Origin of the sequence: Rhodanobacter sp. KK11 (genome assembly GCF_033345435.1) — a bacterium.
Lineage (GTDB): Bacteria > Pseudomonadota > Gammaproteobacteria > Xanthomonadales > Rhodanobacteraceae > Rhodanobacter.
Window position 1 is genome coordinate 1,237,673 of sequence record NZ_JAWPMI010000001.1, and the last position, 16,325, is coordinate 1,253,997.

Annotated in this window: 11 protein-coding genes; 8 read left to right on the forward strand and 3 right to left on the reverse strand. The window is 68.4% G+C overall.

Annotated features, from left to right (window positions below; translation table 11 throughout):
- Positions 1-21: 21 nt before the first annotated feature.
- From R5H19_RS05460 to R5H19_RS05470, 3 genes are all read left to right on the forward strand, one after another.
- On the forward strand, positions 22-4,785 hold the full coding sequence (locus R5H19_RS05460) for an NAD-glutamate dehydrogenase (protein ID WP_343230724.1): 4,764 nt from the start codon (positions 22-24) through the stop codon (positions 4,783-4,785).
- Positions 4,786-5,015: 230 nt separating this feature from the next.
- Positions 5,016-5,777: an NAD kinase gene (locus tag R5H19_RS05465; protein WP_318157935.1), complete on the forward strand. Its 762-nt coding sequence runs from the start codon at positions 5,016-5,018 to the stop codon at positions 5,775-5,777.
- A gap of 118 nt (positions 5,778-5,895) precedes the next feature.
- Positions 5,896-6,819, forward strand: a complete 924-nt coding sequence (locus R5H19_RS05470; protein ID WP_318157936.1) for a 5'-nucleotidase — start codon at positions 5,896-5,898, stop codon at positions 6,817-6,819.
- Positions 6,820-7,118: 299 nt separating this feature from the next.
- Here R5H19_RS05470 and R5H19_RS05475 read toward each other — a convergent pair whose 3' ends face one another.
- Both R5H19_RS05475 and R5H19_RS05480 read right to left on the reverse strand, forming a co-directional pair.
- A complete protein-coding gene (locus R5H19_RS05475) occupies positions 7,119-8,213 on the reverse strand; it encodes a diguanylate cyclase (RefSeq protein ID WP_318157937.1) in 1,095 nt (364 codons plus the stop codon).
- Between the two features lie 70 nt (positions 8,214-8,283).
- Positions 8,284-9,159, reverse strand: coding sequence for a DMT family transporter (locus R5H19_RS05480; RefSeq protein ID WP_318157938.1), 876 nt, complete (start codon positions 9,157-9,159; stop codon positions 8,284-8,286).
- A 155-nt stretch (positions 9,160-9,314) separates the two neighbouring features.
- Here R5H19_RS05480 and R5H19_RS05485 point away from each other — a divergent pair, with 155 nt between their 5' ends.
- The 5 genes from R5H19_RS05485 to R5H19_RS05505 all read left to right on the forward strand — a co-directional run bounded on the left by R5H19_RS05485 (position 9,315) and on the right by R5H19_RS05505 (position 14,510).
- Positions 9,315-10,484: an acyl-CoA dehydrogenase family protein gene (locus R5H19_RS05485; RefSeq protein ID WP_318157939.1), complete on the forward strand. Its 1,170-nt coding sequence runs from the start codon at positions 9,315-9,317 to the stop codon at positions 10,482-10,484.
- Between the two features lie 17 nt (positions 10,485-10,501).
- Positions 10,502-11,050: a GNAT family N-acetyltransferase gene (locus R5H19_RS05490; protein ID WP_318157940.1), complete on the forward strand. Its 549-nt coding sequence runs from the start codon at positions 10,502-10,504 to the stop codon at positions 11,048-11,050.
- A complete protein-coding gene (locus R5H19_RS05495; RefSeq protein ID WP_318157941.1) occupies positions 11,047-11,544 on the forward strand; it encodes a hypothetical protein in 498 nt (165 codons plus the stop codon). Before R5H19_RS05490 ends, R5H19_RS05495 begins: the two co-directional genes overlap by 4 nt.
- Positions 11,541-12,152, forward strand: a complete 612-nt coding sequence (locus R5H19_RS05500) for a glutathione S-transferase family protein (protein WP_318157942.1) — start codon at positions 11,541-11,543, stop codon at positions 12,150-12,152. The genes R5H19_RS05495 and R5H19_RS05500 overlap by 4 nt, the downstream gene beginning before the upstream one ends.
- Before the next feature lie 78 nt (positions 12,153-12,230).
- Positions 12,231-14,510, forward strand: a complete 2,280-nt coding sequence (locus tag R5H19_RS05505; RefSeq protein WP_318157943.1) for a thiamine pyrophosphate-dependent enzyme — start codon at positions 12,231-12,233, stop codon at positions 14,508-14,510.
- A gap of 36 nt (positions 14,511-14,546) precedes the next feature.
- Here the strand turns inward: R5H19_RS05505 and R5H19_RS05510 are convergent, their stop codons facing one another.
- Complete coding sequence (locus tag R5H19_RS05510; protein ID WP_318157944.1) at positions 14,547-16,289, reverse strand: diguanylate cyclase; 1,743 nt, start codon at positions 16,287-16,289, stop codon at positions 14,547-14,549.
- Positions 16,290-16,325 lie beyond the last annotated feature (36 nt).

Genomic DNA, 16,325 nt, shown 5'->3' on the forward strand with positions numbered 1-16,325 from the left:
GACGCGCATCTGCACACACCGGTGCAATGGGCGGCGCTGGTCGGCAGCCTGCTGGAGTTCATGCAGCAGCGCCGCGGCGGCCATGCCAGCGTGCGCGTGCTCAGCCCGGCGGACCTGCATGCCGGCCGCAGCCTGCTGCAGATCGTTACCGACGACATGCCGTTCCTGGTCGACACGGTCAGCATGATCGTCTCGGCGAAACTGCAGATCCACGCGGTGATCCACCCGGTGCTGAAGGTGACGCGCGACGCTTCCGGCAAGCTGCTCGGCCTGGGCGGCGACGCCGGCAGCGCCGAATCGCTGATGCACTTCGAGATCGACCGCGTGGCTGACGCCACCGAGCAGGCGCAGCTGGAAGCGCAGGTCGCGGCCGCGCTGGACGACGTGCGCGCCGCGGTGGGCGACTGGTCGGCGATGCGCGACAAGGCGCTGGCGATCGCCAACGAGCTGTCGCAGCGCAAGCTGCCGCTGGATACGGCCTCGGTGCAGGAGGCCAGCGAGTTCATGCGCTGGATCGCCGCCGACAACTTCACCTTCCTCGGCTACCGCGAGTACGAAGTGGCCGACGCCGACGGCGACCGCGTGCTGCGTTCGATCGAATCGTCCGGCCTGGGCATCCTGCGCAAGACCGACCGTTCGTTGGCACCGCGCTCGCTGCGCACGCTGGCCGCCAGCGAGCTGCCGCAGTCCGGCGCCACCGACGCGATCATCCTGACCAAGACCAACGCGCGTTCGCACGTGCACCGCACCGGCTACATGGATTACATCGGCGTGCTGCAGTTCGGCGCCGACGGCCGCGCGGTGGCCGAGCAGCGCTTCCTCGGCCTGTTCTCCTCCAATGCCTACATGGCCCGCCCGCAGGACGTGCCGCTGGTGCGGCACAAGGTGGAAACCGTGCTGGCGCGTTCGGGCCTCAAGCGCGACTCGTACTCCGGCAAGTCGCTGCGCCACATCCTGGAGACGCTGCCGCGCGAGGAGCTGTTCCAGAGTACCGAGGACGAGCTGTTCGCCACCGCGATGGGCATCCTCGAACTGCGCCAGCGCGCGCGCACGCGGCTGTTCATGCGCCGCGACCGCTACGGCCGCTTCTTCACCTGCATGGTGTTCGTGCCGCGCGACCGCTTCAACACCTCGGTGCGCGAGCGCATCGAGGCGCTGCTGGGCGCGGCGCTGCACGCCGAGCAGAGCGACTCCTCGGTGCAGATGGGCGAGGCCGCGCTGGCGCGGTTGACCATCGTGCTGCGGCCGAAGATCGGCGACCAGCCCGTGTACGATCTGGCTGAATTGGAGCAAGGCGTGGCAAGCATCGTGCGCAACTGGCACGACGAGGTGCGCGATGCGCTGGTGCGCCTGCGCGGCGAGCATGAGGGCGTGGTGCTGGCCAACCGCTATGCACGTGCGCTGCCGGCCGGCTATGTCGAGGACGTCAGCCCGCAGGTGGCCGCCGAGGACGTGCATCAGCTGTCGCAACTGGTCGGCGACAACGCGCTGCGGATGTCGTTCTACCACCCGCCGAAGGCGCCGGAGACGCTGCGATTCAAGGTCTACCGCTCCGGTGGCGACATCGCGCTGTCCGAAGTGCTGCCACAGTTGGAGAACCTCGGCTTGCGCGTGCTTACCGAGCACGTCTACGAGGTTTCCGGCGACGCGCCGCTGTCGATCCAGGACTTCGAGGTGCAGCCGGTCGGCAAGCTCACCTTCGGCGTGGAGCAGGTCGGCGCGCTGTTCGAGGATGCGTTCGAGCAGATCTGGCGCGGCAACGCCGAGAACGACGGCTTCAACCGGCTGGTGCTGGGCGCCAGGCTGAGCTGGCGCCAGGTGGCGATGCTGCGTGGCTACTGCAAGTACCTGCTGCAGACCGGCACCACCTTCTCGCAGTCGTACATGGAGGAGGCCCTCAACCGCTATCCGGCGATCGCCGGGCTGCTGGTGGAGCTGTTCCTGGCCAAGTTCGATCCGCGCCGCGAAGCGCTGTCCGCCGACGAGCTGAAGGCTGCCGGCGCCACCCTGGCCGCCGAGATGCAGGCGCTGATCCCGGCCAACGTGCAGGCCGCGCAGCCGGGCCTGATCGGCGACCTGGGCGCGGTACTGGCGAAGCCGCGCGAGGAGCAGATCCAGGCGGTGGAGAACGCCATCGGCATCCTGCTGGAGAACGTGGCCAGCCTCGACGAGGACCGCATCCTGCGCAGCTTCGTCAAGCTGATCCGCGCCACCTTGCGCACCAGCTTCTTCCAGCAGTGGGACGGCGCGTATCGCGACTACATCAGCTACAAGATCGACTCGCACCTGCTGCCGGACCTGCCCAAGCCGGTGCCGTACCGCGAGATCTGGGTGTGCTCCCCGCGCGTCGAGGGCATCCACCTGCGCTTCGGCGCGGTGGCGCGCGGCGGCCTGCGCTGGTCCGACCGTCGCGAGGATTTCCGCACCGAGGTGCTGGGCCTGGTCAAGGCGCAGATGGTGAAGAACACGGTGATCGTGCCGGTCGGCTCCAAGGGTGGCTTCTTCGTCAAGAAATCGCCGGCCAGCAGCGACCGTGATGCGGTCCAGGCCGAGGGCATCGCCTGCTATCGCCTGTTCATCAACGGCCTGCTCGACGTCACCGACAACCTGGTCGACGGCAAGGTGGTGCATCCGCACGACGTGGTGCGCCACGATCAGGATGACCCGTATCTGGTGGTGGCCGCCGACAAGGGCACCGCGAAGTTCTCCGACATCGCCAACGCGATCTCGATCGAGCACAACTACTGGCTCGGCGACGCGTTCGCTTCCGGCGGCTCGCACGGTTACGACCACAAGGGCATGGGCATCACCGCGCGCGGCGCGTGGGAATCGGTCAAGCGCCACTTCCGCGCGCTCAACCGCGATTGCCAGACGCAGGACTTCACCTGCGTGGGCATCGGCGACATGTCCGGCGACGTGTTCGGCAACGGCATGCTGCTGTCCGAGCACATCCGGCTGGTGGCGGCGTTCGACCACCGCCACGTGTTCCTCGACCCGAACCCGGATGCGGCGCGCTCCTTCATCGAGCGCAAGCGCCTGTTCGAGGTGCCGCGCTCGAGCTGGGACGACTACGACAAGTCGCTGATCTCGGCTGGCGGCGGCGTGTATCCGCGCAGCGCCAAGTCGATCCCGGTGTCGCCGGAAGTGCGCGTGGCACTGGGGCTCAAGCCCGACATCGAGCACCTGGCGCCGAACGACCTGCTCAGCGCGGTGCTCAAGGCGCCGGTCGACCTGTTGTGGAACGGCGGCATCGGTACCTACATCAAGTCGTCCGGCGAAACGCACGCCGAGGTGAGCGACCGCGCCAACAACGGGCTGCGCATCAACGGCGCCGACGTCCGCGCGAAGATCATCGGCGAGGGCGGCAACCTGGGCATGACCCAGAAGGGTCGCATCGAGGCGGCGCAGAAGGGCGTGCTGCTGAATACCGACTTCATCGACAACTCCGCCGGCGTGGACACCTCCGACCACGAGGTGAACATCAAGATCCTGCTGAACGATGCCGTGCAGCGTGGCGAGCTGAGTTTCGACGCGCGCAACGCGCAACTTGCTGCCATGACCGACGAGGTGGCCCAGCTGGTGCTGTGGGACAACTACCGGCAGAACCAGGCGATCACCCTGATGGAGCACCAGTCGGTGCATCGCATCGGTTCGATGGCGCACTTCATCCGCACGCTGGAGGCCGAGGGTACGCTCGACCGCCAGGTCGAGAACCTGCCCACCGAAGCCGAGCTGACCGAGCGCAAGAGCCGTGGCCTGGGCCTGACCCGGCCGGAGCTGGCGGTGCTGCTGTCGTACGACAAGATGCGCCTGTTCCAGCAATTGCTGGACTCGGACGTGCCGGAAGACCCCTACCTGTCGAAGGAGCTGGTGCGCTACTTCCCGGCGCCGCTGCACGATAAGTACGCCGCGCACATGCAGCGCCACCGGCTGAAGCGCGAGATCATCGCCACCGCGGTGACCAACTCGACGATCAACCGCATGGGCGCCACCTTCATGATGCGCATGCAGGAAGACACCGGGCAGGGCCCGGCAGCGATCGCCAAGGCCTACACGGCGGCCCGCGAAATCCTCGATGCGCGCGAGCTGTGGGCGGCGATCGAGGCACTGGACGCCAAGGTCGCCGAGGACACCCAGGTCGATGCGGTCAAGCAGATCTGGTCGCTGCTGCGCCACATGACCCGCTGGTTGCTGAACCGCCCGGGCGGCTCGCTGGACATCGCCGCCAACGTCGAGCGCTACCAGGCCGGCGTGTCCGCCTTGCGCAAGGCCTTGCCCGACGTGCTGACGGCAACCGGCAAGGGCGACTTCTCCTCCAGCCAGGAGAAGTGGGAAGGCCTGGGCCTGCCGGCCGAACTGGCGTTGCGCATGGCCCGCATGCCGGAGCTGCGCGCGGCGCTGGACATGGTCGAGGTGAGCCAGCAGAGCGGCCAGCCGATCGAGAAGGTCGCCGGCGTGTTCTTCGAGCTGGGCGAGGCGCTGGACCTGGAGTGGCTGCGCGACCAGATCGAGGCGCTGCCGGTGGAAGGCCACTGGCACGCACAGGCGCGCGGCTCGCTGCTGGACGAGCTCAACCATCAGCACCGGGCGCTGGCGCTGCAGGTACTGAACCTCGGTGGCGGCAGCAAGGACGTTTCGCCGGTACAGGCGTGGCTGCAGCGCGACGACGCCACGCTGCAGTACACCCGGGGCATGCTGGCGGAAATCCTCACCCAGAACGCGGACTACCCGATCGCCTCGGTCGCCGTCCGTCGCCTGGCGCAGCTGGCGCAGGTGCCGGTTTGAGGTTTCTGCGGGGCTTTCCCGCGGCGTGACCCCACCCCTGCCCTCCCCTGCAAGCAGGGGAGGGTATTACGGCATGCTCCAGCATGATGGCAGGTTGTTTTTGCTCCTCCCCCTGCGTGTGGGGGGAGGTTGGGAGGGGGTAACTCCGGTCTGGCGGGAAAGTCCTGGAGTAGGGCACAGCCGATGCTCTGTCGTACTCTTGGCGCTTGTTCCGCCAGCCGGGGTTTCCGATGCGTCTTGCCTTCGTCGCCAGTGACGTCAGTGTGGCCCAGCAGGCGCGGCGCAAGCTGGTGAAGCGTTATGGCGACGTGCCGCCGGAGCAGGCCGGGCTGATCGTGGCGCTGGGCGGTGACGGTTTCATGCTGCGCACCCTGCACGCGTACCACGCGCTGGAAGTGCCGGTGTACGGCATGAAGCTGGGCCGGGTTGGCTTCCTGATGAACAAGCACCGGCTCGACGGCCTGCCGGAGCGGATTGCGCGTGCGCATGCGGCTACGCTGTTTCCGTTGCAGATGGAAGTGACCGACGCGGCCGGCGGCGAGCATCGCGCGCTGGCGTTCAACGAAGTTTCGCTGCTGCGCCAGAGCAACCAGGCCGCGCACCTGGAAGTGCGGCTCAACGACACCGTGAAGCTGCCCAATCTGGTTTGCGATGGCATCATGGTCGCCACGCCCGCCGGCTCCACCGCCTACAACCTGTCTGCGCACGGCCCGATCCTGCCGCTGGACGCGAACGTGCTGGCGCTCACCCCGATCAGCCCGTTCCGCCCGCGCCGCTGGCGCGGCGCGATCCTGCCGCACCGCACCGAGGTGGTCCTGCGCGTGCTCGATCCGGGCAAGCGCCCGGTCAGCGCCACCGCCGATTTCCACGAGGTGCGCGATGTGCGCACGGTGGCGATCCGCCAGTCCGGCGGGCAGGGAGTGCGGCTGCTGTTCGATCCCGAGCACAATCTGGAGCAGCGCATACTGGACGAGCAATTCGCCGCGGAATGAGAAGCGGGAAGAGGCGTGGAAAAAGAGGAGTGGGAGGTGGGAGGAAAGCCGGAGCCGGCTGTTTCCCACTCCTCACCTCCCTCCACTCACCTCCTGCCCAATGCGCTAGATTCATGTCATGACCCAGCCAACCATCCACGCTCCTGACTCGTCCACCGACAACCGCCTGGTGGTGGCGATCTCCTCGCGCGCGCTGTTCGACCTCGGCGACAGCCACGCGTTGTTCGAGCGCGAGGGGCTGGACGCCTACCGCTCGTTCCAGATCGAGCACGAGAACGAGATCCTGCAGCCCGGCGTGGCCTTTCCGCTGGTGCAGAAGCTGCTGGGGCTGAACAAGCTGGCCGGCGACGTGCCGCCGGTCGAGGTGATCCTGCTGTCGCGCAACTCGGGCGACACCGGGCTGCGCATCTTCAACGCGATCCAGCACCATGGGCTGCAGATCAGCCGCGCCGCGTTCACCAGCGGCGCCCCCACCTCCGACTACATCGCACCGTTCAAGGCCGACCTGTTCCTCTCCGCCAACGCCGAGGACGTGGCGCGCGCGCTCAAGGCCGGCGTGGCGGCGGCGACGATCCTGCCCAGCACCGCGCCGCCGCGCATGAGCGAGCAGCTGCGCATCGCCTTCGACGGCGACGCGGTGATCTTCGGCGACGAGGGCGAGCGGGTGTCGCGCGAGGAAGGCCTGGAAGCCTTCCACCGCAACGAGCGCGAGCACGCCGCCGAGCCCTTGTCGGTTGGTCCGTTCCGCGGCTTCCTCACCGCGCTGCACCGCCTGCAGACCGCATTCCCGGCGGAGAACTCGCCGATCCGCACCGCCCTGGTCACCGCCCGCTCCGCACCCGCGCACAAGCGGGTGATCCTGACCCTGCGCAAGTGGGGCGTGCGCATCGACGAGGCGCTGTTCCTCGGCGGCCGCGACAAGGGGCCGTTCCTCGATGCGTTCGGCGCCGACATCTTTTTCGACGACTCGCCGGCCAACGTGGAGTCGGCGCGCAAGCACGTGGCCACCGGGCACGTGCCGCACGGGGTCAGCAACCGCTAGGGATGCCCTGATCTATTCAGCGCAGGCGGCACCGGTTCTGTCTGTTCGCAGATTCGTGGTGCGCGGACGAAGGCAGGCGTCCGCCTGTCGAGGAGGCGCGCCGCGGAGATGCGGACAGACAGAACCGGCCCCACAGCTCAAAACATAATGATGGGGTGATATCCAGAAAGCCCGCAGGCGGCAGCGCGCGGCTTGCCAAGGCAGCCAGCCTTGCCTGCGCCACGCGCCGCCGCCTGCGAACCTTCTGGATATCATGCCGCCTGCGCTGAATAGATCAGGGCATCCCTGGCCAGGGGAGTTCAGGCGTCGACGATGACCGGCGCGTCGTCGCAGGCGGCGCGGTTGCGGCAGGCCTGCTTAGCGCGGTACAGCGCGCGGTCGGCGGACTCGATCCACTCGCGCAGGCTGGTGGAGGCGTCACCGGCCTCGGCCAGGCCGATGCTGATCGAGCAGCGCAGGTCGGGTGCCTGTGGCAGGTCGATTTTCTCGACGCTGCGACGGATCCGTTCGGCCACCACCGCCGCCTCGGCGAGGGTGACCGGCAGCGCGATCGCGAACTCGTCGCCGCCGAAGCGGCCGATATGCGCATCGGCGCCGTGGCCATGGCGCAGGATGGCGGCGATGTGGCACAACACGTCGTCGCCCAGGGTGTGGCCGTGCCGGTCGTTGATGTCCTTGAAGCGGTCCACGTCGACCATCATCAGCGTGGCGGGCTGGCCCGCGGCATGGCGCTGCTGCAGCAGCGCGCCGGCGTGGTCCTGCCAGGATCCGCGGTTGTCCAGGCCGGTCAGCACGTCGATGCGGCTGAGTTCGTCGAGCTGGCGGTTCTGCTGTTGCACCCGCCGCACCAAGCGGTAGCTGGCGAGGCTCACGGCCATGGTATGGAGCAGCATGATCGGCAGGCAGGCCAGCAGCACCGGCATGCTGGTTTCGGGCTGGAAGGCGAAACCGGTCAGCAGGCCGCCGGCCAGGATGGCCAGCAGCATGCCGGGCAGCGAGCGTCGCCACAGGTCGCGCACACCGGTATTGATCTTGTCGGCGGTGGCGACGATGACGACCAGCACCGAGGGCAGCACCGTGAAATGCATCAGCGCAACCCACGAGCCGGCGATGGCCGAGTCGAACATCAGGTTGCGCAGCTCGATGTCGAACGGCGTGCGGCTGCGGCGAGCCCGCCAGTAGGCGAGTTGCGGCCACAACAGGCAGGTGAACGCGGCCCAGATCCAGCTGCCGATCGGCGCCTGATGTTCGTGCAGGACCAGGCCCAGCGGCAGGCTGGCCAGGCCCATGCCGAGCATGCGAAAGCGGTAGACGCGTTGCGGCAGCAGATCGCGCTGGCTGGGTCGTACTGGCCTGCGGCCGGACGATCCGACGTCGGCGCCGGATGAGTTCATGTCGTGCGAATTCCCTTGGGACCCCCGAGCATAACGCAAGCCCCGGCGGGGTGGGCCAGGCGTTCGCCTCTCAGAGCATGCGCATGCGCTTCCACCATTGCGTGACCTGCTCCTCGCGCACGAAGGTGAACAGGCCGGCGCCGAGGATGATCGCGATGCCGATCGCCATCGGCCAGTCCAGCCGGTCGTCGAACAGCACGTAGCCGAGCAGCACGGCCCACAGCATCTGGCTGTACTGGGTCGGCGCGACGTGGTTGGCCGGTGCCTTCTGGGTGGCCAGCATCAACAGCACCGAGGCCAGCGCGGCGAGCAGGCCGTAGCCGGCGAGCAGCCCCCACTGGGCCAGGCTGGGCCAATGGAACTCGGCCAGCATCAGCACTCCGGAGAACAGCATCGAGCCGATCATGCCGGCGCCGTACAGGGCGAGGCGTTTCTCGTGCGGGCCGGACAGGCGCAGAGCGATCATCGAGACGGCGCCGGCGAGCCCGCACACGATCGCCGCCAGGTGGCCGATGCCGAGCGCGCGGAAGCCGGGCCGCAGCACCACCAGCACGCCGACGAAACCGGCCACCACCGCCGACCAGCGGCGCCAGCCCACGTACTCCTTCAGCACCAGCACCGACAGGATGGTGACGAAGATCGGCAGCAGGAAGATCAGCGCGAACGCCTCGGCCATCGGCAGCGCGGTGAAGGCGACCACCGCCGCGATGCTGCCGACCGCGCTGGCGGCGGCGCGCACCAGCCACAGGCCGGGGCGCCGCGCCAGCACCACCTCGCGCCAGCGGTCGCCCGGCTGCCTGATGAAGGGCAGCGCGGTCAGGCCCAGCGCCGCGCCGAAGAACACCGCCTCGTACGCCGGCAGCGAGCCGCGCAGCGACTTCACGAACGCGTCGCTGATGGCGAAGGCGGCAAAGGCCATGAAGCCGAGCAAGACACCTTTGAACATGCGTTTCCGTGGGGCGGGCGTGGAGCGGACAGCGGGAATGGCGGGCGGGCCGTGCAGGGGCGCAATCCACACACCTCCGTCGGGCTGCGCCGGTCTGTGCGACAGTATGGGTCGCGCTACAATACCGGTTTTTACGTGCCCTCTCTGGAGCTCCCATGGCTGTCCGTCTGAATCCGCTCGACCTGTACGACGTTCGCTCGCTGCTCACCGACGAGGAGCGCATGGTGCAGGACACCGTCGGCCGCTTCGTCGACGAACGCGTGCTGCCGATCATCGGCGACTGTTTCGACCAGGGCCGTTTCCCGAAGGAGCTGATTCCGGAGATCGCCGGCCTCGGCCTGCTCGGCGCCACCATTCCCGCCGAATACGGCGGCGCCGGCATGAACGGGGTCAGCTATGGCCTGATCTGCCAGGAACTGGAGCGCGGCGATTCCGGCTTGCGCAGCTTCGCCTCGGTGCAGAGCTCGCTGTGCATGTATCCGATCTACGCCTACGGCAGCGAGGAGCAGAAGCAGCACTACCTGCCGCAGATGGCTGCCGGCAAGGTGATCGGCTGCTTCGGCCTGACCGAGCCGCACGGCGGCTCCGATCCGGCCAACATGAAGACGAACGCGAAGAAGGACGGCGCCGACTGGGTCATCAACGGCGCCAAGATGTGGATCACCAACGGCAACCTGGCGCACATCGCGATCGTGTGGGCGCAGACCGCAGACGGCATCCAGGGCTTCGTGGTGCCGACCGACACGGCCGGCTTCAAGGCGCAGGAAATCCACAAGAAGATGAGCCTGCGCGCCTCGGTCACCAGCGCGCTGTTCTTCGACAACGTACGCGTACCGGACAGCGCGCGCCTGCCCAACGTGAAGGGCCTGAAGGGTCCGCTGGGCTGCCTCACCCAGGCACGCTACGGCATCACCTGGGGCCCGATCGGCGCGGCGCAGGCCTGCCTGAAGGAAGTGCTCGACTACACCGCCGAGCGCACCCTGTTCGGCCGTCCGCTGGCCTCGAACCAGGCGATCCAGCTGAAGCTGGCCGACATGGCCCGGCGCATCACCACCGCGCAGCTGCTGTCGCTGCAGCTCGGTCGCCTGAAGGACGCCGGCGCGATGCAGCCGACCCAGGTCTCGCTGGCGAAGTGGAACAACTGCCGCATGGCCATCGACATCGCGCGCCAGTGCCGCGACATCCTCGGCGGCGCCGGCATCACCACGGAACACTCGGCAATCCGCCACGCGCTGAACCTGGAATCGGTGATCACCTACGAGGGCACCGAGACCGTGCACGAGCTGGTGGTGGGCCGCGAGCTGACCGGCATCAACGCGTTCTGAAATGGAGCGTGCCGCGCATGGATCTCGATTCGCTGCGCCTTGAAACCGACCGGCTGATCTTGCGTCCGCCGCGGGCGGAGGATTTCGACGGCTTCGCGGAGCTGCAGGGCGATGCCGATGCAGCCCGCTTCATCGGCGGGCCTGTGACGCGGGCAGAGGCATGGCGGCGTTTTCTGTGGCAACCGGGTGCCTGGTCCGTGCAGGGTTTCGGCATGTTCGGCGTGATCGAGAAAGACAGCGGCCTGTGGATGGGCCAGATCGGGCCATGGAAGCCGGAAGGTTGGCCGGGCAACGAGATCGGCTACGCCTTCCATCCGCGTGCCTGGGGCAAGGGCTATGCCACCGAGGCCGGCATGGCCGCCATCGACTGGGCCCTGGACAACCTCGGCTGGGACGACATCATCCATTGCATCGATCCCGGCAACGTCGCCTCGCAGAACGTGGCCAAGCGCCTGGGTTCGACGATGAAAGGTCCGGGCAGGCTGCCGCCTCCGTTCCAGGACGTGGTCGTCGATGTCTGGGGCCAGACCCGCGAGCAATGGCGCCGGCGTCGCGCACGGTCATGAGGGCGACGGTTCCGGTGGATTCGATGGCGGCATGGCACGAGGCGCTCATCGCGGCGATCCCGGACCTGCACCGTCATTGCCGCGATCCGTGGACCCTGATCGGCAGCGCCGCGGCGCGACTGGCCGGCGCCGACGTGGCGGTGGCCGATCTCGACGTGCTGACCAGCGTGCGCGACGCGGACGCGCTGATCGAACACTGGCGGGCGCGGCAGGATGAAACCTGGGTGCCGGCCTCCGCCGAGCGCTTCCGCTCACGCTTCGCCCGCTTCCTTTTCCCCGGCTTGCCGGTGGAAGTGATGGGCGGCCTCGAGCTGTGCGGCGAACGCGGCTGGGCGCCGGTGCGGATCGGCGAGGTGGTTACCGTGGACGTGGCCGGTTTCGCAGTCACCATTCCCACGGTGGCGGAACAGATCCGCGTGTTGGAAAGATTCGGGCGTCCCAAGGACCTGCAGCGCGCGGCGCTGCTGAAAAGCCTGAGCAGGGAGTGGCGATGATCACCATCTACGGCATGCGTGCGTCCGGCAATTGCTACAAGCTACAGCTGCTGCTGGACCAGCTCGGCCGCGACTACCGCTGGGTCGAGGTGGACAGCGCGCACGGTGCCACGCGCACACCGGAATATCTGGCGAAGAACCCGAACGGCAAGGTGCCGCTGCTGGAGCTGGAGGACGGTCGCCGGCTGGCCGAGTCCGACGCGATCCTGTGCTGGCTCGCCGAAGGCACCCCGTTCTGGCCTGAGGATGCCTGGCTGCGCGCACAGACGCTGCAGTGGCTGTTCTTCGAGCAGTACAGCCACGAGCCGTGCATCGCGGTGGCGCGCTTCATCCGCGGCTGGCTGCCGCCCGACCACCCGCGCCAGGCCGAGCTGCCCGCGTTGCTGCAGAAGGGCGCACAGGTGCTGGCGGTGATGGAGCAGCACCTGGCCGGACGCGACTGGTTCGTCGGTGACCGCTACGGCATTGCCGACATCGCGCTGTACGCGTATACCCACTGCGCCGCTGACGGCGGTTTCGATCTTTCCACGTTCCCGAATATTTGCGCCTGGCTCGATCGCGTGCGGGCACAATCCGGGCACACTGCGATGCAAATCTCGCCGCCGTAGGAACCCGCTGGCGGGCGATGCTCTTCAAAGGCATCGCCCGCCAGCGGGCTCCTGCAAGAAAAATTCACCTCACTGCCGATGATTGCCATGTCCATTCCGTTTACCCTCAGCGCCCGCCACAAGGGCTTCAATCGTGCCGAAGTCGTCGACCAGAACTTCATCGAGTTCGTGCAGCTGTGGCAGGGCGACGTGCGCGCCACGCCGCGCGACAGCGAGGCGGTGCTGCCGGGCAGTGCGCTGGATGCGCGCGGTTTCCGCGAGCTGCTGGAATCGCAACTGATCTCGCGCCATCTCGACCTGATGGCGCGCGTTCTGCGCGTGCAGAACAAGGTGTTCTACACCATCGGAAGCTCCGGCCACGAAGGCAACGCGATGGTGGCGCGGCTCACGCGGCACACCGATCCGGCGTTCCTGCATTACCGCTCCGGCGGCTTCATGGCCGAGCGCTTCCGCAAGATCCCGGGCATGGACCCGGTGATGGATTCGGCGCTGTCCTTCGCCGCCAGCAAGGACGACCCGGCCTCCGGCGGCCGCCACAAGGTATGGGGCAGCAAGCCGTTGTGGGTCTTGCCGCAGACCTCGACGATCGCTTCGCACCTGCCCAAGGCGCTGGGCACCGCGGTGGCGATCGAGCAGGCGCGGCGCATCGGCCACGTGCTGCCGGTTCCCGAGGACAGCATCACGATCTGCTCGTTCGGCGACGCCTCCAGCAATCACGCCACTGCGCAGACCGCGTTCAACGCCGCGGCGTGGACGGCGTACCAGAAGCTGCCCGCGCCGGTGCTGTTCGTGTGCGAGGACAACGGTATCGGCATCTCGGTGAAGACGCCGAGCGGCTGGATCGCCAACAACTACCAGCATCGCGCCAACCTCGATTATTTCTTCGCCGACGGCCTGGATCTCGCCGAAGGCTACGCCCAGGTGCGGCGCGCGGTGGAACATTGCCGCACGACGCGCCGGCCGACCTTCCTGCACCTGAAGACCACCCGCGTGATGGGCCACGCCGGCACCGATTTCGAGATCGAGTGGCGCTCGATCGAGGAACTGTTCGCGGTGGAGTGCTCCGACCCGCTGCTGCGCTCGGCCGGCATCGCGCTGGCGTCGGGCCTGTACACGAAGGAACAGCTGCTGGGCCTGTACGAGGCCACCCGCCAGCGCTGCTTTGCCGCTGCCGAGGAGGCGGATTCGCGCCATCGGCTGACCTCGCTGGAAGACGTGATGGCCCCGCTGGCGCCGTACACGCCGGCCGCGGTGAAGGCCGAGGCCGAGCGTGCGGACTATGCCGACAAACGCCTGGCGGTGTTCGGCGGCGAGGCGAAGCTGCCGGAGAAACTGCCGCCGCGGCACCTGGCGATCCAGATCGGCCAGGCCCTGCACGACCTGCTGGCCAAGTACCCGGAAGCGCTGCTGTTCGGCGAGGACGTGGCGCAGAAGGGCGGCGTGTACACCGTCACCAAGGGGCTGAACAAGACCTTCAAGGGCAGCCGCGTGTTCAACACGCTGCTGGACGAGACGATGATCCTGGGCCTGGCCCAGGGCTACGCCAACATGGGCATGCTGCCGATCCCCGAGATCCAGTACCTGGCGTACTTCCACAACGCCTGCGACCAGATCCGCGGCGAGGCGGCCTCGCTGCAGTTCTTCTCCAACGGCCAGTACCGCAACCCGCTGGTGATGCGTATCGCCTCGCTGGGCTACCAGAAGGGCTTCGGCGGCCACTTCCACAATGACAACTCGATCACCGCGCTGCGCGACATCCCCGGCCTGGTGGTCGGTTGCCCCAGTCGCGGCGACGACGCGGCGATGATGCTGCGTACGCTGATGGCGCTGGCGAAGGTCGACGGTCGCGTCTGCGCCTTCCTCGAACCGATCGCGCTGTACATGACCAAGGACTTGTACGAGGCCGGCGACGGCCAATGGCAGTTCGATTATCCGGCACCGGACCAGGCGATGACGCTGGGCGAGGGTCGCATCTACCACGAGGCGGCGAACGACCTGGTGGTGTTCACCTTCGGCAACGGCGTGCCGATGGCGCTGCGCGCAGCGCGCACGATCGAAAAGGAACTGGGCTGGCAGGTGCGCGTGGTCGACCTGCGCTGGCTGGCACCGCTCAACGATGCTTTCATCGCCGCGCAGGCATCGAGCGCCAAACGCATCCTGGTGCTGGACGAGGGCCGCAAGAGCGCCGGCGTGGGCGAGGGCGTGATCACCGCGATCGTCGAGGGTGGTTGCGGCGCCACGCCGCTGAAGCGCGTGGTCGGCGCCGACACCTTCACTCCGCTGGCCGGGGCGGCGCTGCTGGTGTTGCCGGGCGAGGCCGAGGTAGTGGCGGCGGCGCGCGAGCTGGCGGCGGGCTGATCGCGGCCGCGTTGCAGCCTGCCGCCGAGCAGGCTCTCAGCGCTCGCGCTTCTCCACCACGTGCAGGCGCGGGCCGTGGCGCGGCGCCAGGCTGTCGGCGTGCAGGCAGGCCCGGTTGCGGCCGCCGAGCTTGGCGTCGTACATGGCCTGGTCGGCGCGATCGACCAGCGACTCCACGTCGTCGCCTTCCTGACGCACGGCGACGCCGATGCTGACGCTGAGCAGCAGCGAATCCTCGCTGACCGGTATCTCCAGCCGGTGCACGCGCCGGCACAGGCGGGTCGCCACCTGCATGGCCTGTTGGGCCGGGATGCCGTCGAGCAGGGCGACGAATTCCTCGCCGCCGTAGCGGCCGAGCAGGTCGCTGGGCCGCAGCTCGGTGGCCAGCGCCTTGGCCACGGCGACCAGCGCACGGTCGCCGGCGTTGTGGCCCTGGCGGTCGTTCAGCAGCTTGAAATGATCCAGGTCGAGGAACAGCAGCGCGATCGGCCGTGGCGGCCCGCTGGACAGCAGAATGCTGGCCCGCTCGGTCCAGGCGCGGCGGTTGAGGATGTTGGTGAGCGCGTCGTGGTCGGCCAGCACGCGCACGATGTCGCGGTCGTGGCGCAGCCTGAGCGCGCGGTCGGCCAGGCCGATCGACAGCACGATCGCCTCGAACGCGCCGCCGGCCACGCTGGCGTCGTTGAGCCAGTCCAGCTGCGGCAGCGCGCCGCTGACCTGGGCGCTGGTCAGCGCGGTGAGCAGCAGCAACGGCGTCCAGCCGGCCAGGAAGAACCATGCCTGGCGCGAACCGCGCGCGACGGCGATGCTGGCGGCGACCAGCAGCAGCACGGCACCGATCATCAACAACGGATTGAGCAGGATCTGCGCCACGTCGACCAGCAGCGGGATCCGGCTGCAGCGCATCAGCACCAGCTGGATCATGCCGACCGCCAGCGCCATGATCGGCACCCGCAGCAGCGGCGCGTAACGCTGCAACTCGCAGAAGCGCACCATGAACAGCGAGGCGAACGCGACCGACAACGCCACGGCGGCCGAGCCGGCCAGCAGGGCCATGCCCGACAGCCACTGCCACTCCAGCGGGTGGAACACGAAGCCGGTCTGGATGCCCTGGATCAGCGCGTAGCAGAGGACGTAGCCGGCGTACCAGGCGTAGGTGACGTCGCGCAGCATCAGCGCAAAGCACAGCGCCATCAGCACCATCGCCAGCATCGCCGCGAAGCACGCGCTGGCGAAGACCAGCCACTGCGCGTCCCTCTTCGCGTACTCGCTCCAGCTTTCCAGCTGGAAGCGCACCGGCGCGCTGATCGTCTGCGATGGTTCGAACTTCAGCAGGATCGGCGCCGACCCCGCCATGTCCGCGGGCAGTTGCCAGGCGAGCCGGCCGTGGCCGTGGGTCGACGCGCCGAAGTCGTCGAGCGCCAGCGTCTGCGGTCGCTCGCCGCCGAATGCGGTGACCGTGCCCAGGGTGGGCGGGTAGATCGTCAGCATCCTGGTGCCGCCGTCCCAGGGCGGCTGGGCCGTGAGCACCACCCAGCTGCCGGCGCGGTCTTGCGGAAACCGCTGCAGCAGGGACGGGTCGAAACTTTTCAGCAGGCCGGCGTGGTATTCGTCCAGCACGGTCTGCGGGGTGTCGCCGGCATGCGCCTCGCGCCAGGCGCCGTTCAGCGGCGTGGCGGCATGGACTGTCCCCAGTCCGAGCCAGAGCAGGCCGAGCACGAGGCTACGCCAGGATCGCCCGGGGCGGGCCGATGTCGGCGTTGCGTGCAGCCTCTCCATGTACCTCTCCCCCGCCGTGAGAACGTCTTGCAGGCC

What these genes read in the sequence shown, in the direction of transcription:
- R5H19_RS05465 (WP_318157935.1), top strand. Translation starts at nt 5,016, where the DNA reads ATGCGTCTTGCCTTCGTCGCCAGTGACGTCAGTGTGGCCCAGCAGGCG.
- R5H19_RS05470 (WP_318157936.1), top strand. Translation starts at nt 5,896, where the DNA reads ATGACCCAGCCAACCATCCACGCTCCTGACTCGTCCACCGACAACCGC.
- R5H19_RS05475 (WP_318157937.1), bottom strand. Translation starts at nt 8,213, where the DNA reads ATGAACTCATCCGGCGCCGACGTCGGATCGTCCGGCCGCAGGCCAGTA.
- R5H19_RS05480 (WP_318157938.1), bottom strand. Translation starts at nt 9,159, where the DNA reads ATGTTCAAAGGTGTCTTGCTCGGCTTCATGGCCTTTGCCGCCTTCGCC.
- R5H19_RS05485 (WP_318157939.1), top strand. Translation starts at nt 9,315, where the DNA reads ATGGCTGTCCGTCTGAATCCGCTCGACCTGTACGACGTTCGCTCGCTG.
- R5H19_RS05490 (WP_318157940.1), top strand. Translation starts at nt 10,502, where the DNA reads ATGGATCTCGATTCGCTGCGCCTTGAAACCGACCGGCTGATCTTGCGT.
- R5H19_RS05495 (WP_318157941.1), top strand. Translation starts at nt 11,047, where the DNA reads ATGAGGGCGACGGTTCCGGTGGATTCGATGGCGGCATGGCACGAGGCG.
- R5H19_RS05500 (WP_318157942.1), top strand. Translation starts at nt 11,541, where the DNA reads ATGATCACCATCTACGGCATGCGTGCGTCCGGCAATTGCTACAAGCTA.
- R5H19_RS05505 (WP_318157943.1), top strand. Translation starts at nt 12,231, where the DNA reads ATGATTGCCATGTCCATTCCGTTTACCCTCAGCGCCCGCCACAAGGGC.
- R5H19_RS05510 (WP_318157944.1), bottom strand. Translation starts at nt 16,289, where the DNA reads ATGGAGAGGCTGCACGCAACGCCGACATCGGCCCGCCCCGGGCGATCC.